The sequence below is a fragment of the Streptomyces sp. SYP-A7185 genome (genome assembly GCF_046103685.1).
Lineage (GTDB): Bacteria > Actinomycetota > Actinomycetes > Streptomycetales > Streptomycetaceae > Streptomyces.
The window spans coordinates 2,612,147-2,633,090 of the sequence record NZ_CP122310.1; the positions used below are offsets into that span (position 1 = coordinate 2,612,147).

Genomic DNA, 20,944 nt, shown 5'->3' on the forward strand with positions numbered 1-20,944 from the left:
GACGGCGGCCGTCGGGGGCAGGTCACGGGCTCGTGCGGAACACGGTCTCCTGGAGGCGTTCGAGCACGTGTGTGACGACCGGGTCGCCGCCGGCGGCGTGTGCGTCGGCGGGGTTCAAGATGAGCAGGAGCAGGGCCGCGAAGGCCACGGCGGGGAGGGCGATGGCCCACCACGGGAGCTGGATCTCGACGCTCGCGGAGTCCTGGCGGGCTCCCGGGTCGCGCCGGGTGTGCGAACGGGCCGACATGCCGCCTCCGTGGTCCTCGGTCCTGCGTGCCGCGTCCTCGCGGCCACATCTCGAAGGTACGGATCCGGCGACCCTCAGCACATCCGGTGATCCACCCACTTGACCCTGACACTGACCCCCTAGGGGATGGTGGTGCTAGCACCACCACGGGCCGCGCCGGGGTCAGTTCACGGTGTGGCGGTCACGGCGAGGCGATGGAGGCGATGATCCCGATGATCACGGTGATGGCCAGCATCGCGCCGAGCACGATGAGCAGCTTCTTCTGGCCGTTCTGGGGGTTCGGGTCGAGCACTGGCATGGGGAGAGTGTCGCACCCTTTGTCCGGGGACCTGCCGCCGGGGGTGACCCGAACGGCCGCCCCCAGGTTGCGAGAGCGGCCGTTCGGTGGCCGGACGAAGGAGGCGCGGGAGCGCCCGGGTCAGGCGGCCGCCGCGATCTCGTCCTCGACCGTGCGGTTGCGGCCCGCGAGGATGCCCACCACGATCTGCGGCACCATGAGGCCCGCCATGAGCGCGATCGGCAGCCCCCAGCCACCGCTGTGCTGGTAGAGCACGCCCACCAGGAGCGGCCCCGGGATCGAGATCAGGTAGCCCGTGCTCTGCGCGAAGGCGGAGAGCTTGGCGACGCCCACACTGCTCTTGGCCCGCATGCCGACCATCGTGAGGGCCAGCGGGAAGGCGCAGTTGGAGACGCCGAGCAGCAGGGCCCAGACCCAGGCGCCGCCCGCGGGGGCGAGGTAGAGGCCGGCGTAGCCGGCGAGACCGCAGGCGCCGAGCACGACCACCACGGGGCCCTGGTTCGGCAGCCGGGTGGCGACCCGCGGGATCACGAAGGCCAGCGGCACGCCCATCGCCATGATGACGGCGAGGAGCACGCCGGCCTCCCCCGCCGGCACCCCGGCGTCACGGAAGATCTGCGGCATCCAGCCCATCGTGATGTACGCGGCGGTGGCCTGGAGCCCGAAGAAGACGGCGAGCGCCCACGCCGTACGGCTGCGCGTGATGCGCAGTCCCGCGTCCTCCTGGCGCACCTCGGGGCTGACGTGCTCCGGGGCGGCGGCCGACGCGGCGCCGCGGTCCCGCACGAGCGGTACCCAGGGCACGACGGCGACGACGGCGAGGGCCGCCCACACCGCGAGCCCGGACTGCCAACTGCCGCCCAGCGCGTCGGTCACGGGGACCGTGACGGCCGCGGCGAGGGACGTGCCGAGCGCGAGCGCCATCGAGTAGAGCCCGGTCATCGAGCCGACCCGGTCGGGGAACCAGCGCTTGACGATCACCGGCATCAGGACGTTGCTGACCGCGATGCCCATGAGGGCGAGCGCGCTCGCGGCGAGGAAGCCGACGGTGCCGCCCAGGAAGGGGCGGATCGCCAGGCCCGTGGCGATGGCCACCATGCCCGCGCAGACCACCGCGCTGGGGCCGAACCGGCGGGCGAGCCGGGGTGCCATCACGCCGAAGACGGCGAAGCAGAGCGGCGGGACGGAGGTGAGGAGCCCGGCGAGCGTGCCGCTCATGCCGAGCCCGTCACGCACCTCTTCGAGGAGGGAGCCGAGGCTGGTGATGCCCGGACGGAGGTTGAGGGCGGCCAGGACGATGCCGACCATGACCAGACGCGTCGCCCACGCGCGCGTGGCGGGCTGTTTCTCCGCCGCTCCGTGCGCCGCTCCGGTGCGTGCCGGCGGGGTGGGTGTCGGTGTCATCGTCGTGGTTTCCTCACTAGCCATGGGGCCATCATAGAATCATGGGATGATTGGCTGTCCAATCCGAATGCGTCACACCGCCCGTTAACCTCGTCCCGCACGGCCCCGCTCCCGCACGGTCCCGTTCTCGCACGGCCCGCCCGTCCCGCACGGCCCGCCCGTCACCTCGCGCACGAAGGAATGTCATGCCGCTGACCACCCCTCACCGCTCGGCGCTCTCCGAGCAGGTCATCGCCGAGCTGCGCAACCAGATCTCCTCGGGCGAGTGGCCGGTCGGCTCCCGCATCCCCACCGAGCCCGAGCTGGTCGAGCAGCTGGGCGTGGCGCGCAACACCGTCCGGGAGGCGGTCCGCGCCCTCGCGCACAACGGCCTGCTGGACATCCGCCAGGGCTCGGGCACCTACGTGGTGGCGACGAGCGAACTGGCCGGCGTGATGCAGCGCAGGTTCGCCGGGACGGACCCGCGGCACATCGCGGAGCTGCGCAGCACGCTGGAGTCGAGCGCGGCGAAGCTGGCCGCGCGCCGCCGCACGGAGCGCGACCTCAAGCAGCTCGACGCCCTCCTGGAGCGCCGTGAGGCGGCCTGGGCGTCCGGCGACGCGGAAGCCTTCGTGGCGGCCGACGCGACCTTCCACCTGGCCGTCGTGGCCGCGTCCCACAACGACGCGATGACCGCGATGTACGCCGACCTCGGCGAGGTGATGGTGGACTGGCTGCGCGAGGACATCGGCGAGGAGCTGACCCCCGAGAGCCACATGGACCACGCCCGGCTCGTCGACGCGATCCGTGAGCACGACGAGGAAGCGGCGGCCAAGGAGGCCGCGGGCTACCCCTTCATGTGCCGCAGGGAACTGTTCGACGGCACCGCGCGGCCGTGACGCGCGCAGGGGCCCGCCCGCCCCTGGCTCTCACTTCTCGTGGCTGACCCAGACCGTCCGGATCTCTTTCCAGCAGCGGCCGGTGAGCCGCACGGTCTGCGCGGGCCCGGCCTCGACCCGGGCGCCGTCGCTGTCGATGTCCCACCACTGGTCGCACTCCACGTGCAGCCGCACCCGGTCGGTCTCGGGGTACGGGTTGTGGCAGTACGCGACCGCCTCCGAACCCTCGACGCTGGTGCGGCACTCCGCGCCGAACGGCCTGGGCGCGGACGCCTCCCCGCGCGCGCGGGATGGCGTCGCCTCCGAGACGGCGTGCGACGCGGCGCCGTACGGCAGGGCGATCAGCAGGGTGAGAGCGGCGAGCACCGCAGGAGGTGACGGGCGCACACCTCAGGGTGCGCGGTTGTTCCCCGCCCGCGCCTGGTCAGTGGGCCGTACGGGTGACGCCCCGCCTCCCGCGCTGTGCGGTAGACGGGGCGTCAGGAGCGTACGGAATGCCTGGTCAGGCGCCCATCATGTGCACGCCGCCGTCGACGTGGACGATCTCGCCCGTCGTCTTGGGGAAGAAGTCCGAGAGCAGCGCGACGATGCCGCGGCCCGCGGGCTCCGGGTCGGCCATGTCCCAGTCCAGCGGGGAGCGGGTGTTCCAGACGTCCGCGAGCTCGCCGAAGCCCGGGATGGACTTGGCGGCCATGGAGCCGATCGGACCCGCCGAGATCATGTTGCAGCGGATGTTCTCCTTGCCCAGGTCGCGGGCGAGGTAGCGGCTCGTTGCCTCCAGGGCGGCCTTGGCCGGGCCCATCCAGTCGTACTTCGGCCAGGCGAACTGCGCGTCGAAGGTGAGGCCCACGACGGAGCCGCCGTTCGGCATCACGGGGCGGCAGGCCATGGTGAGCGACTTCAGGGAGAACGCCGAGACGTGCATCGCCGTGGCGACGTCCTCGAAGGTCGCCTCGAGGAAGTTGAAGGCGCCCTGCGGGGCGAAGCCGATGGAGTGCACGATGCCGTCGAGGCTGCCCAGCTCGTCCTTCACGACGCCCGCGAGGCGGTCCAGGTGCTCCTGGTTGGTGACGTCGAGCTCGATGACCTTGGCGGGCTTCGGGAGCTTCTTGGCGATGCGCTCGGTGAGCGTGGGCCGCGGGAAGGCGGTCAGGATGACCTCGGCGCCCTGCTCCTGAGCGACCTTGGCCGCGTGGAAGGCGATGGACGCCTCCGTCAGCACACCGGTGACGAGGATCTTCTTGCCTTCGAGAATTCCGCTCATGGTGATCAGTGACCCATGCCCAATCCGCCGTCAACGGGGATGACGGCTCCAGTGATGTACGAGGCGTCGTCCGAGGCGAGGAACTTCACCGCGGCGGCGATCTCCTCGGGCTGCGCGTAACGGCCGAGCGGCACCTGGGCCACGATGTTCGACCGCTGTTCGTCGGTGAGCACCTTGGTCATGTCGGTGTCGACAAAACCGGGCGCGACGACGTTGAACGTGAGGTTGCGCGAGCCGAGCTCACGGGCGAGCGAGCGCGCGAAACCGACCAGTCCCGCCTTGGAGGCGGCGTAGTTCGCCTGCCCCGGTCCGCCCATCAGGCCGACGACGGAGGAGATCAGCACGACGCGGCCCTTCTTGGCGCGCAGCATGCCGCGGTTGGCACGCTTCACGACACGGAAGGTGCCGGTGAGGTTGGTGTCGAGGACGGACGTGAAGTCCTCCTCGGACATGCGCATGAGGAGCTGGTCCTTGGTGATCCCGGCGTTGGCGACCAGGACCTCGACCGGACCGTGCTTCTCCTCGATCTCCTTGTAGGCCTGCTCCACCTGCTCGGTGTCAGTGATGTCGCACTTGACGGCGAGGACTCCGAGCTCCGTGAGGACCTGGGGCGGCTCACCCGAGCGGTAGGTGATCGCGACCTTGTCACCGGCGTCGGCGAAGACGCGGGCGATGGCGAGGCCGATGCCCCGGTTTCCTCCGGTGACGAGAACCGAGCGGCTCAACGGATCACCCTTTCGATAGCGGTCTGGTACCTCGAAAACCTATCGGTACGGTGCTCCATACGGAGAATCGACGACCGACAGTGGCGTACCGGACTCACTGTCGGGTCCCTACAGAAATATCTGGCCGCCGGGCCCTCGCGCGCGACATGATCTGAACGACCGGTGCCGACAGCAGGGAGACACCCGTGCCTCATTCCATCGATGAAGCCTTCACGGCGCTGCCGCTCAGGGCCCTCGCCGACGCCGCGCTCGCCCGTGCGCGCGCCCTGGGCGCCGACCACGCGGACTTCCGCTTCGAGCGGGTACGCAGCGCCTCCTGGCGGCTGCGCGACGCCAAGCCGTCCGGCACCTCGGACACCACCGACCTCGGGTACGCGGTCCGGGTCGTGCACGGCGGGACCTGGGGGTTCGCCTCGGGCGTCGACCTGACGATGGACGCGGCGGCGAAGGTCGCGTCCCAGGCCGTGGCCATGGCCAAGCTCTCGGCCAAGGTCATCAGGGCGGCGGGCTCGGACGAGCGCGTGGAGCTGGCCGCCGAGCCGGTGCACGCGGACAAGACCTGGGTCTCCTCCTACGAGATCGACCCCTTCTCCGTGCCGGACGAGGAGAAGAGCGGGCTGCTCGCCGAGTGGAGCGCGCGCCTCCTGGCCGCCGACGGCGTCTCGCACGTGGACGCCTCGCTGCTCACCGTGCACGAGAACAAGTTCTACGCGGACACCGCGGGGACGGTGACCACGCAGCAGCGGGTCCGGCTGCACCCGCAGCTCACGGCGGTCGCGGTCGACGAGTCGAGCGGCGAGTTCGACTCGATGCGGACCATCGCGCCGCCGGTGGGGCGCGGCTGGGAGTACCTCACGGGGACCGGCTGGGACTGGGACGCCGAGCTGGCGCGCATCCCCGAGCACCTCGCCGAGAAGATGCGCGCGCCGAGCGTGGAGGCCGGTTCGTACGACCTGGTCGTCGATCCCTCCAACCTCTGGCTGACCATCCACGAGTCCATCGGCCACGCCACCGAGCTGGACCGCGCCCTCGGCTACGAAGCGGCGTACGCCGGGACGTCCTTCGCCACCTTCGACCAGCTGGGCAAGCTGGCGTACGGCTCGTCGATCATGAACGTGACGGGTGACCGGACGGCCGAGCACGGGCTCGCGACCATCGGGTACGACGACGAGGGCGTGGCCGGGCAGTCCTGGGACCTGGTGAAGGACGGCACCCTGGTCGGCTACCAGCTGGACCGGCGCATCGCGAAGCTCACCGGCTTCGAGCGGTCCAACGGCTGCGCGTACGCCGACTCCCCCGGCCATGTGCCGGTGCAGCGCATGGCGAACGTGTCGCTCCGGCCGGATCCCGGCGGGCTCTCCACGGAGGACCTGATCGGTGGCGTCGACCGGGGCATCTACGTCGTCGGCGACCGGTCCTGGTCGATCGACATGCAGCGCTACAACTTCCAGTTCACCGGGCAGCGCTTCTACCGCATCGAGAACGGCCGCATCACCGGCCAGCTGCGCGATGTCGCGTACCAGGCGACGACCACCGACTTCTGGGGTTCGATGACGGCGGTCGGCGGCCCGCAGACGTACGTGCTCGGGGGCGCCTTCAACTGCGGCAAGGCCCAGCCGGGCCAGGTCGCCGCGGTCTCGCACGGCTGCCCCTCGGCCCTGTTCCGGGGCGTGAACATCCTCAACACCACGCAGGAGGCGGGTCGATGAGCCGTAACAGCAAGCCGCACGAGATCGTCGAGCGCGCCCTCGAACTGTCCACCGCCGACGGCTGCGTCGTCATCGCCGACGAGCACTCGACCGCGAACCTGCGGTGGGCGGGCAACGCCCTGACCACGAACGGCGTCACCCGCGGCCGCACCCTGACCGTCATCGCGACCGTCGACGGCAAGGAGGGCACCGCCTCCGGCGTCGTGTCGCGCTCGGCCGTGACCGCCGCCGAGCTGGAGCCGCTGGTCCGCGCCGCCGAGCACGCCGCGCGCGGGGCGGGACCCGCCGAGGACGCGCAGCCCCTGGTCACCGGGGGCAAGGAGTCCGCGGACTTCAGGGACGCGCCCGCGGAGACGTCGTCGGCGGTCTTCGACGGCTTCGCGCCGGCGCTCGGCGAGGCCTTCGCCACGGCCCGCGCGGGCGGCCGTGAGCTGTACGGCTTCGCGAACCACGAGCTCGTGTCGAGCTACCTCGGTACGTCGACGGGCCTGCGCCTGCGGCACGACCAGCCCAACGGCACCCTGGAACTGAACGCCAAGTCCCCCGACCGCACGAAGTCCGCGTGGGCGGGGCGTGCCACCCGGGACTTCACGGACGTGGACCCGGCGGCGCTGGACGCGGAGCTCGCCACGCGTCTGGGGTGGGCCCGGCGCCGGATCGACCTGCCGGCCGGGCGGTACGAGACGCTTCTTCCGCCGACCGCCGTGGCCGACCTGCTGATCTACCAGCTGTGGTCGGCGTCGGCCCGCGACGCGGCGGAGGGCCGGACGGTGTTCTCCAAGCCGGGCGGCGGCACCCGAGTCGGCGACCGGCTCGCCGAGCTGCCCCTGACGCTGCGCAGCGACCCGCACGAGCCGGGCCTGGAGTCCGCCCCGTTCGTGCTCGCGCACGCTTCGGGCGGCGACTCCTCCGTCTTCGACAACGGGCTCCCGCTGACGGCCACCGACTGGGTACGGGCGGGCGAGCTGGCCCATCTGACCAGCAGCCGGCACAGCGCGGCCCTGACCGGCCTGCCGGTGGCCCCCGCCATCGACAACCTCATCCTGGACGGCGGCACCGACCGCTCCCTGGAGGAGATGGTCGCGGGCACCGGACGGGGGCTGCTCCTGACCTGCCTCTGGTACATCCGCGAGGTGGACCCCGCGACCCTGCTGCTCACCGGGCTCACCCGGGACGGCGTCTACCTCGTCGAGAACGGCGAGGTCGTGGGCGAGGTGAACAACTTCCGCTTCAACGAGTCGCCGGTGGACCTGCTCTCGCGGGCCGCGGAGGCCGGGCGCACGGAGAAGACGCTGCCCAGGGAGTGGGGCGACTGGTTCACCCGGGCCGCGATGCCCGCCCTGCGCATCCCCGACTTCAACATGAGCTCGGTCAGCCAAGGCGTGTGACGCCCATAGACTGGCCGGTACCGACCGGTACCGGCCGGACACCTCATCCGCATCTCCCGAGGAGACACAGAACCGTGACGGACATCGTCGACGAGCTGAAGTGGCGGGGCCTTTTCTCCCTGTCCACGGACGAAGACGCACTGCGCAAGGCGCTCGCGGACGGCCCCGTCACCTTCTATTGCGGCTTCGACCCGACCGCGGCCAGCCTGCACGTCGGGCACCTGGTGCAGGTCCTCACGGTCCGCAGGCTCCAGCAGGCCGGGCACCGCCCGCTCGCGCTGGTCGGCGGGGCCACGGGCCAGATCGGTGACCCGCGGCCGACCGCCGAGCGCACCCTGAACGACCCGGAGACGGTCGCGAACTGGGTGTCCCGGCTGCGCTCGCAGATCGAGCCGTTCCTGTCCTTCGAGGGCGAGAACGCCGCGGTGATGGTCAACAACCTGGACTGGACCGCGGGGATGTCCGCGATCGAGTTCCTGCGGGACATCGGCAAGCACTTCCGCGTGAACAAGATGCTGACCAAGGACTCCGTGGCCCGCCGCCTGGAGTCGCAGGAGGGCATCTCGTACACCGAGTTCAGCTACCAGCTCCTTCAGGGCATGGACTTCCTGGAGCTGTACCGCCGCTACGGCTGCACGATGCAGCAGGGCGGATCCGACCAGTGGGGCAACCTCACCGCGGGCATCGACCTGATCCACCGCCTGGAGCCGGACGCGACCGTGCACGCGATCGCCACGCCGCTGATGGTCAAGGCGGACGGCACCAAGTTCGGCAAGACCGAGGGCGGCGCCGTCTGGCTCGACCCCGAGATGACCACGCCGTACGCGTTCTACCAGTTCTGGCTGAACGTGGACGACCGTGACGTCTCGACGTACTCGCGCATCCTCAGCTTCAAGTCCCGCGAGGAGCTCGAAGAGCTCGAGAAGCTCACCGAGGAGCGTCCGCAGGCCCGCGCGGCCCAGCGCGCGCTCGCCGAGGAGCTGACGACGCTGGTGCACGGCGCCGACCAGTGCGCCGCGGTCATCGCCGCGTCCAAGGCGCTGTTCGGCCAGGGCGACGGCGAGCTGGGCGACCTGGACGAGGCGACGCTGAGCGCGGCCCTGTCCGAGCTGCCGCGGGTGCGGGTCACCGAGCTCGGCCCGGTGGTGGACCTCTTCGCCGAGGTCGGCCTGGTGGCGAGCAAGTCCGCTGCCCGGCGCACGGTCAAGGAGGGCGGGGCCTACGTGAACAACGCGAAGGTCGCGTCCGAGGACGCCGTCCCGTCCCGCGACGACCTGCTGCACGGGCGCTGGCTGGTGCTGCGCCGGGGCAAGAAGAACCTGGCGGCCGTCGAGGTCACCGCGGGCTGATCGGGGTCCGCACGGACATACGGGAGGGGCCGGTCCTGGTGGACCGGCCCCTCCCGCACGCCTGCCGCGCGCTCAGGGGCGCGTGGCGCGTGTCCGCGGGTCAGGCGCGTTGCCTGTTGCCCTTGATCATCTTGTACGCCATGTCTCCGACGCCCACGACGACGAGTGCCGCCACGAGCTGAAGGGCGTGTCGGCCCCAGTCGATGCCCCGGGTGTCATCGATGCCGAACGCGGAGGCAAGCGAGTTGCCGATGATCGCGCCGATGATGCCGAAGATCGTGGTCAGCCAGAGCGGACTGTGCTGCTTACCGGGCAGGATCGCCTTGGCGATCAGCCCCAGCACGAATCCCACGACGATGGCCCACAACCAGCTCATAGCTGCCTCCTCATTCGGCTCAACATGAGCATTACGGCCAGTCTCGACCGATCCTCCATACGGCGCATGTCGGGCACCCCCATACGTGGCACGGCGCAGGCAGGTCGCGGAGAAGGGGCCCGCCCCGGTCTCGAAGGCTGCGCAGCCCCGGCGTAACGTGGAGCAGGTCCGGGCCGGGGAGCGCCCGGCTTCTTGTGAGCAGGCGGTGGAATGTGATGCGGAAGCAGAGCGGCGCCCAGGTCTTCCGGATCACAGGGGCCCGGCAGGGACTCGCGGACGACGTGCGCGGCAGGCAGCGACGGTACGTGATCTCGATGTCGATCCGTACTCTTTCGGTCATTGCCGCGGCGGTGCTGTGGAACGTCGAGCGGCACGTCGCCCTCGTCGCACTGGTGCTCGGCATCCTCCTCCCGTACATCTCCGTGGTGATCGCGAACGCGGGCCGGGAGAACGCGCCCTCGCTGCCGTCGACCTTCGTACCGGCGCCGTCCCGGCCGATGCTCGCGCCGCCGCCCTTGCGCGACGAGTCCGCGGAACCCGTCCCGGAAGCCGGCGCGGCCCGCGCGCCGGGTGATCCCGACGCTCCGTCGGGGCGTCAGAACTGACCGTCGACGTTGCGCCAAGCTCAAGAAAAGCTCAGATCAATCATGTAGTTCAGGTGCCAGGCACCGGGCCCTCCATGACATACTTCGTACGCGCTCCGCATCCCCCGTCGGAGCGACAGACCGACGCCGGGCAGCTCCCCCCGTGGCTGCTCGGCGTCGCCTTGTTGTGACCGCACTTGGACGTAACTCGTGAGCGACGAAACACCGATCTGTTCCGCCAAGGGCTGCCGCGTCGCCGCGGTCTGGGTGCTCGCGTGGAACAACCCGAAGATCCACACGCCGGAACGCCGCAAGACGTGGCTCGCGTGCGAGGAGCACCGCGAGCACCTCTCCCAGTTCCTGGGCGTGCGCGGGATGTTGAAGGAGACCGTCCCCCTCGCCGAGTGGGAAGCGCGGGAGGACTAGCCGCCGATCGCCGACATGGGGCGGTCCGGCTGGAGGAAGGCCGGGTCGTCCAGGCCCGAGCCGGCCTTCTTGCCCCACATGGCCAGCTTCCAGATACGGGCGATCTCTTCGTCCGAGCCCTCGGAGCTGTTCTCGTCGTTCGCGCGCAGGGCCGCCCGCAGGTCGGTCTCCTCCGTGGCGAACAGGCAGGTGCGGACCTGGCCGTCGGCCGTCAGGCGGGTGCGGTCGCAGGCCGAGCAGAACGGGCGCGTGACGGAGGCGATGACGCCGACGCGGTGCGGGCCGCCGTCCACGACCCAGCGCTCGGCCGGCGCGGAGCCGCGCTCGCCGGAGCCTTCCTCGGTGAGCTCGAAGCGCGTGCGCAGCGACTCCAGGATGTCGCCGGCGGTGATCATGCCGTCGCGCTTCCAGCCGTGCTGGGCGTCCAGGGGCATCTGCTCGATGAACCGCAGTTCGTAGTCGTTCTCGACGGCCCAGGCCAGGAGGTCGGGGGCCTCGTCGTCGTTCAGGCCCGGCATCAGGACGGTGTTGACCTTGACCGGGGTCAGGCCCGCGTCACGGGCCGCTTCCAGGCCTTCCAGGACGTCCTGGTGGCGGTCGCGGCGCGTGAGGGTCTTGAAGACGTCCGGGCGCAGCGTGTCCAGGGAGACGTTCACCCGGTCGAGGCCCGCGGCCTTGAGGGCGGCGGCGGTGCGCTTGAGTCCGATGCCGTTCGTCGTCAGGGACATCCGGGGGCGCGGCTCCAGCTGGGCGCAGCGCTCGACGATGCCGACGAGGCCGGGGCGCAGGAGCGGCTCGCCGCCGGTGAAGCGGACCTCGGTGATCCCGAGCTGCGTCACGGCGATCCGGACGAGACGCACGATCTCGTCGTCGCTGAGGAGCTCGGACTTGGACAGCCATTGCAGGCCTTCTTCGGGCATGCAGTACGTGCACCGCAGATTGCACTTGTCCGTCAGCGAAACCCGCAGATCGGTGGCCACTCGGCCGTAGGTGTCGATGAGCACGTGGGCCCCCTCCCTGATCCTGCTCAAGCCGGTCCGGTCCAGATACCACGAGCCTACGTGACGGGACCGACAACGACGGGGGCCCGATCCCACGAGGAGCGGTACGGCCGCGTCGTAGAGATCTACCAATGATCTACGACGCGGCCGTTGACGTGCGTGTTTCAGGTGGAACCCAGGCGGATCAGTGGGCTCCGGTTCCCGTGAGGGACCGTACCTCCAGCTCCGCGTACTTGCCCTTGTCCGGCTCCTCCTTCGACAGCATCGTGCCGAGCCAGCCGAGCAGGAAGCCCAGCGGGATGGAGATCAGGCCCGGGTTCTCCAGCGGGAAGAAGTCGAAGTTCGCGTCGGGGAACATCGAGGTGGGCTTGCCCGAGACGACCGGCGAGAACAGCACGAGGCCGACGGCCGCGATCAGTCCGCCGTAGATGGACCAGAGCGCGCCCTGCGTGGTGAACCGCTTCCAGAACAGGCTGTAGAGGATCGTCGGCAGGTTCGCGGAGGCCGCGACGGCGAAGGCGAGGGCGACCAGGCCCGCCACGTTGAGATCTCGGGCCAGGGCGCCGAGCGCGATGGACACGATGCCGATGAAGACGGTCGACCAGCGGGCGGCCTTCATCTCCTCCTTCTCGGTGGCCTTGCCCTTGCGGATGACGTTCGCGTAGATGTCGTGCGCGAACGAGGACGACGAGGCCAGGGTGAGGCCGGCGACGACCGCGAGGATCGTGGCGAAGGCGACCGCGGAGATCACGGCGAGCAGGATCGCGCCGCCGGTGGAGTCGCCACCGCCGCCGATCTCCAGGGCCGCGAGCGGTGCCGCGGTGTTGCCCGCCTTGTTCGAGGCGATGATGTCGCCCGGCTTGAGCAGCGCGGCGGCGCCGAAGCCGAGGACGATCGTCATCAGGTAGAAGGCGCCGATGATGCCGATCGCCCAGTTCACGGACTTACGCGCGGCCTTGGAGGTCGGCACCGTGTAGAAGCGGATCAGGATGTGCGGCAGGCCCGCGGTGCCCAGCACCAGGGCGATGCCGAGCGAGAGGAAGTCCAGCTTCGATGTGCCGCTCGCGCCGTACTTGAGGCCGGGCTCCAGGAAGGCCGAGCCCTTGCCGCTGTTGGAGGCGGCGGTGCCGAGCAGGTCGGAGACGTTGAAGTTGAACTTCAGCAGGATCAGGAAGGTGATCAGGACGGTGCCCGCAATGAGCAGCACGGCCTTGACCATCTGCACCCAGGTGGTGCCCTTCATGCCGCCGATGGTGACGTAGACGATCATCAGGACGCCGACCAGGGCGACGATGAGGATCTTGCCCGCGTCACTGGTGATGCCGAGCAGCAGCGAGACCAGGACGCCGGCGCCCGCCATCTGCGCGAGCAGGTAGAAGATCGAGACGACGATGGTGGAGGTGCCCGCGGCGGTGCGCACCGGGCGCTGGCGCATGCGGTAGGCCAGCACGTCGCCCATGGTGTAGCGGCCGGAGTTGCGCAGCGGCTCGGCGACCAGGAGCAGCGCCACCAGCCAGGCGACCAGGAAGCCGATGGAGTAGAGGAAGCCGTCGTACCCGAAGAGGGCGATGGCGCCCGCGATGCCGAGGAAGGACGCGGCGGACATGTAGTCGCCGGAGATCGCCAGGCCGTTCTGGAAGCCGGTGAACTGGCGGCCGCCCGCGTAGAAGTCGGCGGCGCTCTTGGTCTGGCGCCCCGCCCACACGGTGATGAAGAGGGTCGCGACGACGAAGGCCGCGAAGAGGCTGATGATCAGCGCCCGGTGCTCGGAGGCGTCGGACGCCGCCGCCAGGACGGTGGTGTGCAGCGCGGGGCTCATGCGCCGGCCTCCATACGGGACTTGATCGCCTCGGCCTTGGGGTCGAGCTTCGTGGCGGCGTGGCGCGAGTAGAACCAGGCGATGAGGAACGTGGTCAGGAACTGGGCGAGGCCGAGGACCAGGGCGACGTTGATGTTGCCGAACAGCTTGGTGCCCATGAAGTCGCCCGCGTAGTTCGACAGCAGGACGTACGCGAGGTACCAGACGATGAAGGCGACGGTCAGCGGGAAGGCGAAGGAGCGGTGCGCCTTGCGGAGTTCACCGAACTCGGGACTCGCTTGCTCCTGGAGGAATTCTTCCGTGGACGGCGCATGGGGAGCGGGGGCTACTCCGTCCTTGGACGGTGGGGATGCATCGGGGGCCACGGAGTCTTCTCCTCGTGGTGCGGGTGCGGTGGGGACGGACAGCTGATCCATGTCTCTCTCTGATCCGGCAGTGATGCGGATCACGTGAGCCACGGATGGCGATGCTAAGGCCACGGGACGTGATCCGACAGGGGTCGATGTTGCTTCCGTTACCTGTTCAACGTCACGGCGGCACGCCCGGCGCGGTGCGACGCACTGCTTTCTTCCGGAATCCATTGCTGGCCTGGGAGTTCGGGGGATAGCTTCACCCTGCACAGCCCGTCATGTACCTGCCCGATCACTTGGTGTGTTCGGGCAGTTCACGTATCCGGATGATGTGGAGATCCCATGGCTCATCTGCGTTCCAGACGCCGCATCGCGCTCACCGTGCCCCTCGGCATCGCGCTGGCGGCGTCGGTCGGCTTCGCACCGGGCGTCGCGACAGCGGCCCCCGACGCCCCCGCCACCGCGTCGGCGAAGGCCGAGTCACCGAAGCTCGCGTACGTCGTCAACACCCGTACGGACGCCAAGACGATCGCGTACGTCAAGCGGGCGATCGCCCGTGCGGACGGCACCGTCGTCGTGGCCTACCCGAAGATCGGCGTGATCGTCGCGCACTCGGCCAACCCCGACTTCGGCAAGCAGCTGCGCAAGGTCAAGGGCGTGCACTCCGCGGGCGCGACCCGCACCTCGCCCCTGACGGCCGCGGGCACCACGGAGGAGGGCGCACCGACCCTCCTGTCGAAGTCCGAGGCCAAGGCGGCCAAGGCGGCGCAGGCGCAGGCGGGTTCGGCGGCCGAGCCGCTCGAGGCCGACCAGTGGGATCTGCGCGCGATAGGCGCCGACAAGGCGGCCAAGATCAACCCGGGCAGCAAGAGGGTCACCGTCGGCGTCATCGACACCGGAGTCGACGACACGCACCCGGACCTCGCGCCCAACTTCTCGGCCTCGCAGTCGGCGAACTGCGTCGGCGGCAAGGCGGACACCTCCGCCGGCGCCTGGCGCCCGGAGAAGCCCGACCACTACCACGGCACGCACGTCGCCGGTGAGATAGCCGCCGCCCGCAACGGCGTGGGCGTCGCGGGCGTCGCGCCCGGCGTGCAGGTCGCGGGCATCAAGGTGGCCGACCCCGTCAGCGAGCTGTTCTACCCGGAGAGCGTCGTCTGCGCCTTCGTGTTCGCCGCCGACAAGGGCATCGAGATCACGAACAACAGCTACTACGTGGACCCGTGGCTCTACAACTGCATGGACGACCCCGACCAGCGGGCCATCGTCGACGCGGTGAACCGGGCCCAGCTGTACGCCCAGAAGAAGGGCACCCTGAACCTCGCGTCGGCGGGCAACTCGAACCACGACCTCGCCTCCGACGAGATCCTGGACGATTCGAGCCCGGACGACTCGACGCCGGTGCCGCGCACCATCGACCCGTCCGAGTGCTTCGACATCCCCACCCAGCTGCCGGGCGTGGTCACCGTCAGCGCGACGGGCGTGCAGGACCTCAAGTCGTACTACTCCACGTACGGCAAGGGCGTCATCGACGTCGCGGCCCCCGGCGGCGACAAGTACCAGATCCCGGCCGACACCCCGTCGAAGAACGGCCGCATCCTCTCCACGATGCCGGGCAACCAGTACGGCTGGCTCCAGGGCACCTCGATGGCGTCGCCGCACGCGGCGGGCGTGGCCGCGCTCCTGAAGTCGACGCACCCCAAGGCGAGCCCCGCCGAGCTCCAGCGGCTGCTCAAGAAGCAGGCCGACAACCCGGGCTGCCCGACGGCCCCGTACGACCCCGACGGTGACGGCAAGGTCGACGCCGTCTGCGAGGGCGGCAAGAACAAGAACGGCTTCTACGGCAGCGGGATCGTCGACGCGCTCGACGCCGTGAAGAAGTGAGGGGCTCGCACGCCATGACCGCACCTCTCACGCGCTCCCGGCGCGTGCTCGCACTCCCGCTCGGCATGGCGGTGGCCTCGGCCGTGGCCTTCCTGCCGGGCACGGCGTCGGCCCAGCCCGACGCCGCGGCGCGGCCCGGCGCCCCGGCGTCGTCCGCCGTGTCCGCGCTCGGCGCGTCCCTGGCCGACGGCACGTCGATGAGCTATGTCGTCAACGTCCGCTCGGGGCACTCCGGTTCACCGTCCGCCAAGACGTCGGCGTACGTGAAGCGGGCCATCACCAAGGCGGGCGGCAAGGTCGTCATCGCGTACGACCGGATCGGCGTGATCGTCGTGCACGCGTCGGACGCGGACTTCGCCCGCAAGATCCGCGGGGTCAAGGTCGTGGCGTCGGCCGGGGCGACCCGTACCGCGCCGCTGTCCGCGCAGTCCGACGACGCCCTGGAGGCCGACCGGCCGCTGACCGCCGCCGAGGCCGAGAAGGCCGCGGGGCGGGCGGCCGCCGGCCAGGACGAGCTGGAGCCGCTCCAGTGGGACCTGCCCGCCATCAAGGCGGACAAGGCCCACAAGGAGTCGCTCGGCAGCCCGAAGGTCACCGTGGGGGTCCTGGACTCCGGCGTGGACGACACGCACCCGGACATCGCGCCGAACTTCGACGCGAAGGCGTCCGCGAGCTGCCTGGGCGGCGTGCCCGTGCAGAAGGACGCCGCGTGGCGTCCGGTGAGCGGGGAGAGCGACCACGGCATGCACGTGGCGGGCACCATCGCCGCCGCGAAGAACGGCACCGGCGTCACCGGTGTCGCTCCGGGCGTGAAGGTCGCCAGCCTCAAGGTGGCCGAGCCCGCGACCGGCATGTACTACACCGAGGCCGTGGTCTGCGGCTTCATGTGGGCGGCCGATCACGGCGTCGACGTCACCAACTCCAGCTACTACACCGACCCGTGGCTGTTCAACTGCACGACGGACGCCGACCAGAAGGCCCTGGTCGACGCCGTGGGGCGGGCCACCCGGTACGCGGAGCGCAAGGGCGCGGTGAACGTCGCGGCGGCAGGAAACGCCAAGACGGACCTCGCGCAGGACGAGATCGTCGACGACTCGAGCCCGGACGACACGACGCCCACGGAGCGGGTCATCAAGACCGCGGACTGCCTCGACCTTCCGTCGCAGCTTCCGGGGGTGGTGACCGTCTCGGCCACGGGCGCGAAGGGCATCAAGTCCTCGTACTCGAACTACGGCAAGGGCGTCATCGACATCGCGGCGCCGGGCGGTGACTCGACGCGGTTCCAGACGCCGGACGCCCCGGCCACGGACGGCCGCATCCTGTCGACGCTCCCGGGCGGCAAGTTCGGCTACAAGGCGGGTACGTCGATGGCGTCACCGCACGCCGCGGGCGTCGCCGCGCTGATCAAGTCGGCCCACCCGCACGCGTCGTCGGCGACGGTGAAGGCGCTGCTCTACGGCGAGGCCGACGCCATGAAGTGCACCGATCCGTACGACATCGACGGCGACGGCAAGGTCGACGCGGTGTGCGCGGGCGGCAAGAACAAGAACGGCTTCTACGGCGTGGGCATGATCGACGCGCTCGACGCCGTACGGAAGTAGCCCTCCCGCAGGGCACGTCGGGCCGGGCGGTTGCGTGCCGCCCGGCCCTTCGCGAGAGGATCTCGTCCCATGTATGAGTATCGGAACCCCGCGTTCGGCTCCGTCGACACGGAGAGCTGGGTGCCCCGGCCCGTCCGGCCCACCTGGCGGCTGGCGCTCCAGTTCGCCGCCACGGTGATCGTGCTCCCCGTGTGGTGGCTGGTGTGGATCGCGTTCGCGATCGTCCTCGTCGGGATCGCGATGATCACGGAGATCTTCACCTACGTCATCCCCGGCTACGAGCGCGGCTTCGAGAAGGTCATGGACGCCACCCTCGGCCGTATGGAGCTGTGGCCGCTGTGGGCCGTCACCTGGCCGGAGCTGCGGCACGAGGGGGACGCCGACTTCTACCGCGCGCGGGTCGACGCGCACCTCGACAAGTGGACGAAGCGGCTGTCCGCCCCGAAGGACGACAAGGCCGCGGAGCTGCCCAAGGAGTGCGTGGTCCCGCTGCGGTTCTACCGCGGTGTCGGCGGCGCCTACGTCGTGCGGACGGCGGCCCCGCTGGGCTGGGACCTCCAGCCGTCCGACCCCGCCAAGGAGATCAAGCTCGGCTGGGCGGCTGCCGCTCCCCCGGCGTAACTCCACACCCACGGCGTCACTCCACACCCCCACGCCACCCGGCGGACCACGGCCGGGCGGAAGGGGCCTGCGCCAGTTGTTTGCCAGGACTTGCCCCTTTAGGGCGCACCTGGTGAAGATCTTGTGGTGAGCTCCATACAACCGTCCGCCGACCCCGGTGGCGAGGCCGCGGCCGTGGCGGCGGCCGCCACGTCCCGGACCCCGCACCGCGCCCCGCGCCGCCGTCCCTCGACGGCCCGTGCCGTGGCCGTCCTCGTCCTGGTGGCCGTCGCCGCGCTCGTGCCGCTGCTCGGCCCGTCGACGGCCCTCAGCGGCACCGGCGAGGCCCGGGCGCCCGGCACGGCCGGGATCACGTTCCTGCGGACGGTCCTGTTCGCCGCGCTCTGCGTGCAGTTGGGCGAGGTGTACGCGACCCGCCTTGCCCGCCGGGTGCCGGGAGCGCCGCTGGAGCGTGCGCCGCGCAGCTGGGCGGCGTACGCGGCGGTCGCCGGCATCGTCGCCGCGCTGGGCCTTGCCTCGGTGGTGGCCACCGGCAACCTCGTGCCGCAGCGGCTCTCCGACATGGACCTCGGCGGTCTCTACGCCTCCCGGGACGGCAGGCTGGCCCTCCTGGAGGTCAACGCCTTCGTCGTGGCGCTGCTCTGCTCGCGTTCGCGGCGCCCGTCCGGCGCCGCGCTGCCGCTGGCCGCGGTGATCGTGGCGGAGGCGCTGCGGCCCCACCCGCCGGTGGAGGACAGCGCGTTGGTCGGCACGGGGCTGACGCTGGTGCACCTGACCTGCGGGGTGCTGTGGGCCGGTGGCCTCCTCCAGGTGCTGCGCATGCTGAGGCTGTGGCGGACGTCGGCCCCGGAGGCGGGCGCCGCGGTACTGGGGCTCTACGCGCGCGTGGCGGCCGTCCTGTTCGCCGCGATCACGGTGACGGGGGTGTGCAGCACCCTGCGCCGGATGCCGCCGGGCACGGTCCTCGACCAGCTGACGGAGACGGCCTACGGGCGCACGCTGCTCGCCAAGGTGCTCCTCGTGGCGGCCGTGGCCGTCCTCGCCCTGGTCGCGCGCCGGCGGCTGCGCAGGGCTGCGGATCCGGCCGCCGCCTGCTCCCCCGCGCGGTGGGAGGTCGTCGCCCTCGGGGCCGTGGTGGCCGTGTCGGCGCTGCTCACCGCGCTGCCGCTGCCGATTCGCTGGTGAGGGGCGCGGGGCTCCGGTCCGCCAGTACGCCGCGGGCCAGCAGGAACTGCGCGGCGATGTAGGTGAGCATGATCCAGAAGTCGGGGCGCGGGGCCTGCGGCCACTCGGCGACGCCGGTCGCGATGAGGGTGTCCGACAGGAGGAAGAGCGCGCCGCCCGCCGCCGCGGTCGCGCCCAGCCTCGTGGCGCCGAACGCCATCGCGGTGAGCAGGAGGCTGTAGCCCGCCACCGGGCCGCGCATGTCCGGCGGGAGATCCGGCCAGAGGAGGACCACCGTGCCGACGAGGGCGGCGGCGTACGCGGCGACCAGCCATCCGCCCCGCGCGCGGGGCGTGCCCAGGCGCCGGAACAGGACGAGGTAGCAGACGTGCCCCGCCGCGAAGGAACCCATGCCGGCGAGGAAGGCGAGATCGGCGTCCCCCAGGAGCAGGACGTCACCTCCCCAGCCGAAGAGGAGGGCGGCGGTCAGCAGGCGCGGACCTCTCGCCGTGACCACGTACGCCGCCAGGAGCGGCATCAGGAGGGGCTTGAAGACGGCGTGGGCCGTCTCCGAGCCCGCGAGGAGGGCCGCCAGGTCGCCCGCCGCCGTCAGGGCGAAGGCGGTGAGAAGGCGCCGGCCCGCCACCGTCACGCCGCGCTCTCCGTGACCGGCTCGGGAGTCTTCCCGGGTGCCTGTGCCGAAGCCTGCTCGGGTGCCTGTGCCGGTGCCTGCTCCGGCGGCGTCTCCGGTGCCTTCTCCAGTGCCTGCTCCGGTGCCTTCTGCTGGGCCTGCTGGGCCTGCTGGGTCTGTGGCGCCTGCGGCTGCCAGCCCGGGCCCCGGAACAGCCTGCCGCCCCGCTCGCGCCAACTGGTGGCCGTCCTGAGGTCCCTGGCGATCGCCGCGTACTCGTGCGTGGCCACCCGCAGCGGGTTGTACGTGGTGATGTTCTTCGTGAGGCCGTAGACGGGGCGGTCCGTCTCCGCCACCCAGGAGCCGAACATGCGGTCCCAGATGATCAGGATGCCGCCGAAGTTGCGGTCCAGGTAGCCGCCCTGCGAGGCGTGGTGGACGCGGTGGTGCGAGGGCGTGTTGAAGACGAACTCGAAGGGGCGCGGGAGCTTGCCGATGCGCTCGGTGTGGATCCAGAACTGGTAGACGAGGTTCGCCGACGAGCAGAACGCGAGCGCCGCGGGGTGCACGCCGAGCGCGATCAGCGGCAGGTAGAACGGCCAGACCGTCAGGCTCGTCCAGGGCTGGCGCAGCGCCGTCGTGAGGTTGAACTTGCGGCTGGAGTGGTGCACGACGTGGCAGGCCCACAGGATGCGGATGACGTGGTGCCCGCGGTGCGACCAGTAGTAGAAGAAGTCCTGCGCGAGCAGCATCAGCGGGACCGTCCACCACAGGACGGGGATGTGCAGCGGCGTCAGCGCGTACACCGCCGTGTAGATCGCGACGATGGGGATCTTCCACAAGAAGTCGAAGACGAGGCTGCCGAGCCCCATGGTGACGGAGGTGGCGGCGTCCTTCGTCTCGTACCCGGCTTCGTCCTCGTCCGGATGGATCCGGTGGCTCACGATCTCCACGACGGTGAGCAGCACGAAGGCAGGTATGGACCACAGCACGACATCGGGCAGGTTCGGCGGCATGCGTGCACCGTAAAGGCCCCTGGACGACCGCCGCTAGACGTAGTTACCCACAAGTATTACCTGGGGTAAGGAGGCGGACGTTGGTGATCTCCGCCAAAAGCGGACGCTCAAACAGACACGGGCACATCAGAAAATCGGGGCCGTGCGTGCCCCGCCGTCCGATCGCTCACCCGGGGAGGGGCGCACCCCGGGTGAGCGGGTCCGGCGGG

General features: G+C 70.8%; 22 protein-coding genes. 10 read left to right on the forward strand and 12 right to left on the reverse strand.

The genetic code is table 11. From position 1 onward, the window contains the following. Positions 1-22 precede the first annotated feature (22 nt). From QBL25_RS11435 to QBL25_RS11445, 3 genes are all read right to left on the reverse strand, one after another. Positions 23-247, reverse strand: a complete 225-nt coding sequence (locus tag QBL25_RS11435; protein ID WP_409056916.1) for a hypothetical protein — start codon at positions 245-247, stop codon at positions 23-25. A gap of 181 nt (positions 248-428) precedes the next feature. Then, a complete protein-coding gene (locus tag QBL25_RS11440) occupies positions 429-545 on the reverse strand; it encodes an SGM_5486 family transporter-associated protein (protein WP_107059069.1) in 117 nt (38 codons plus the stop codon). A gap of 120 nt (positions 546-665) precedes the next feature. Beyond that, complete coding sequence (locus QBL25_RS11445) at positions 666-1,973, reverse strand: CynX/NimT family MFS transporter (RefSeq protein ID WP_409056917.1); 1,308 nt, start codon at positions 1,971-1,973, stop codon at positions 666-668. Positions 1,974-2,134: 161 nt separating this feature from the next. Here QBL25_RS11445 and QBL25_RS11450 point away from each other — a divergent pair, with 161 nt between their 5' ends. Continuing rightward, a complete protein-coding gene (locus QBL25_RS11450; protein ID WP_409056918.1) occupies positions 2,135-2,827 on the forward strand; it encodes a FadR/GntR family transcriptional regulator in 693 nt (230 codons plus the stop codon). A gap of 30 nt (positions 2,828-2,857) precedes the next feature. Here QBL25_RS11450 and QBL25_RS11455 read toward each other — a convergent pair whose 3' ends face one another. The 3 genes from QBL25_RS11455 to fabG all read right to left on the reverse strand — a co-directional run bounded on the left by QBL25_RS11455 (position 2,858) and on the right by fabG (position 4,816). Next, positions 2,858-3,193, reverse strand: a complete 336-nt coding sequence (locus QBL25_RS11455) for a hypothetical protein (RefSeq protein WP_409056919.1) — start codon at positions 3,191-3,193, stop codon at positions 2,858-2,860. Positions 3,194-3,329: 136 nt separating this feature from the next. Beyond that, on the reverse strand, positions 3,330-4,091 hold the full coding sequence (fabI, locus tag QBL25_RS11460; RefSeq protein WP_409056920.1) for an enoyl-ACP reductase FabI: 762 nt from the start codon (positions 4,089-4,091) through the stop codon (positions 3,330-3,332). Positions 4,092-4,096: 5 nt separating this feature from the next. Next, positions 4,097-4,816 carry a 3-oxoacyl-[acyl-carrier-protein] reductase gene (gene fabG, locus QBL25_RS11465; protein WP_409056921.1) on the reverse strand — a complete coding sequence of 240 codons (720 nt, stop codon included), beginning with the start codon at positions 4,814-4,816 and terminating at the stop codon, positions 4,097-4,099. 185 nt (positions 4,817-5,001) lie between these two features. Between fabG and QBL25_RS11470 the strand changes: the two genes are divergently transcribed. The 3 genes from QBL25_RS11470 (at position 5,002) to tyrS (ending at position 9,262) form a co-directional block, all read left to right on the forward strand. Continuing rightward, positions 5,002-6,525 carry a TldD/PmbA family protein gene (locus QBL25_RS11470; RefSeq protein ID WP_409056922.1) on the forward strand — a complete coding sequence of 508 codons (1,524 nt, stop codon included), beginning with the start codon at positions 5,002-5,004 and terminating at the stop codon, positions 6,523-6,525. Next, complete coding sequence (locus QBL25_RS11475) at positions 6,522-7,913, forward strand: metallopeptidase TldD-related protein (protein ID WP_409056923.1); 1,392 nt, start codon at positions 6,522-6,524, stop codon at positions 7,911-7,913. The genes QBL25_RS11470 and QBL25_RS11475 overlap by 4 nt, the downstream gene beginning before the upstream one ends. Positions 7,914-7,987: 74 nt before the next feature. Then, the gene (tyrS, locus tag QBL25_RS11480; protein ID WP_409056924.1) at positions 7,988-9,262 is read left to right on the forward strand and encodes a tyrosine--tRNA ligase; all 1,275 of its coding nucleotides are present in this window, start codon (positions 7,988-7,990) and stop codon (positions 9,260-9,262) included. Between the two features lie 100 nt (positions 9,263-9,362). Here the strand turns inward: tyrS and QBL25_RS11485 are convergent, their stop codons facing one another. Beyond that, entirely contained in the window at positions 9,363-9,638 is a 276-nt protein-coding gene (locus tag QBL25_RS11485; protein ID WP_371529949.1) for a GlsB/YeaQ/YmgE family stress response membrane protein, read from the reverse strand. 215 nt (positions 9,639-9,853) lie between these two features. Between QBL25_RS11485 and QBL25_RS11490 the strand changes: the two genes are divergently transcribed. Continuing rightward, the gene (locus QBL25_RS11490; protein ID WP_409056925.1) at positions 9,854-10,243 is read left to right on the forward strand and encodes a DUF3099 domain-containing protein; all 390 of its coding nucleotides are present in this window, start codon (positions 9,854-9,856) and stop codon (positions 10,241-10,243) included. Positions 10,244-10,432: 189 nt separating this feature from the next. Further along, entirely contained in the window at positions 10,433-10,648 is a 216-nt protein-coding gene (locus QBL25_RS11495) for a hypothetical protein (protein ID WP_409056926.1), read from the forward strand. On the opposite strand, the gene moaA is transcribed toward QBL25_RS11495, so the two are convergent. The 3 genes from moaA to QBL25_RS11510 form a co-directional block, all read right to left on the reverse strand. Continuing rightward, positions 10,645-11,652, reverse strand: coding sequence for a GTP 3',8-cyclase MoaA (gene moaA, locus QBL25_RS11500; RefSeq protein ID WP_409056927.1), 1,008 nt, complete (start codon positions 11,650-11,652; stop codon positions 10,645-10,647). The two genes, QBL25_RS11495 and moaA, sit on opposite strands and share 4 nt — an antisense overlap. Before the next feature lie 181 nt (positions 11,653-11,833). Continuing rightward, positions 11,834-13,468, reverse strand: coding sequence for a cation acetate symporter (locus tag QBL25_RS11505; RefSeq protein WP_409056928.1), 1,635 nt, complete (start codon positions 13,466-13,468; stop codon positions 11,834-11,836). Next, on the reverse strand, positions 13,465-13,884 hold the full coding sequence (locus QBL25_RS11510) for a DUF485 domain-containing protein (protein ID WP_409056929.1): 420 nt from the start codon (positions 13,882-13,884) through the stop codon (positions 13,465-13,467). The genes QBL25_RS11505 and QBL25_RS11510 overlap by 4 nt, the downstream gene beginning before the upstream one ends. Before the next feature lie 276 nt (positions 13,885-14,160). Between QBL25_RS11510 and QBL25_RS11515 the strand changes: the two genes are divergently transcribed. The 4 genes from QBL25_RS11515 to QBL25_RS11530 all read left to right on the forward strand — a co-directional run bounded on the left by QBL25_RS11515 (position 14,161) and on the right by QBL25_RS11530 (position 19,109). Beyond that, on the forward strand, positions 14,161-15,702 hold the full coding sequence (locus tag QBL25_RS11515) for a S8 family serine peptidase (protein WP_409056930.1): 1,542 nt from the start codon (positions 14,161-14,163) through the stop codon (positions 15,700-15,702). A gap of 14 nt (positions 15,703-15,716) precedes the next feature. After that, the gene (locus QBL25_RS11520) at positions 15,717-17,303 is read left to right on the forward strand and encodes a S8 family peptidase (RefSeq protein ID WP_409056931.1); all 1,587 of its coding nucleotides are present in this window, start codon (positions 15,717-15,719) and stop codon (positions 17,301-17,303) included. Positions 17,304-17,372: 69 nt separating this feature from the next. Beyond that, complete coding sequence (locus QBL25_RS11525) at positions 17,373-17,924, forward strand: hypothetical protein (protein WP_409056932.1); 552 nt, start codon at positions 17,373-17,375, stop codon at positions 17,922-17,924. A 174-nt stretch (positions 17,925-18,098) separates the two neighbouring features. Further along, positions 18,099-19,109, forward strand: a complete 1,011-nt coding sequence (locus tag QBL25_RS11530) for a CopD family protein (RefSeq protein WP_409062615.1) — start codon at positions 18,099-18,101, stop codon at positions 19,107-19,109. On the opposite strand, the gene QBL25_RS11535 is transcribed toward QBL25_RS11530, so the two are convergent. Beyond that, positions 19,078-19,740, reverse strand: coding sequence for a lysoplasmalogenase (locus tag QBL25_RS11535; RefSeq protein ID WP_409056933.1), 663 nt, complete (start codon positions 19,738-19,740; stop codon positions 19,078-19,080). The two genes, QBL25_RS11530 and QBL25_RS11535, sit on opposite strands and share 32 nt — an antisense overlap. Continuing rightward, complete coding sequence (locus QBL25_RS11540; protein ID WP_409056934.1) at positions 19,737-20,735, reverse strand: sterol desaturase family protein; 999 nt, start codon at positions 20,733-20,735, stop codon at positions 19,737-19,739. The genes QBL25_RS11535 and QBL25_RS11540 overlap by 4 nt, the downstream gene beginning before the upstream one ends. Between the last annotated feature and the right edge of the window lie 209 nt (positions 20,736-20,944).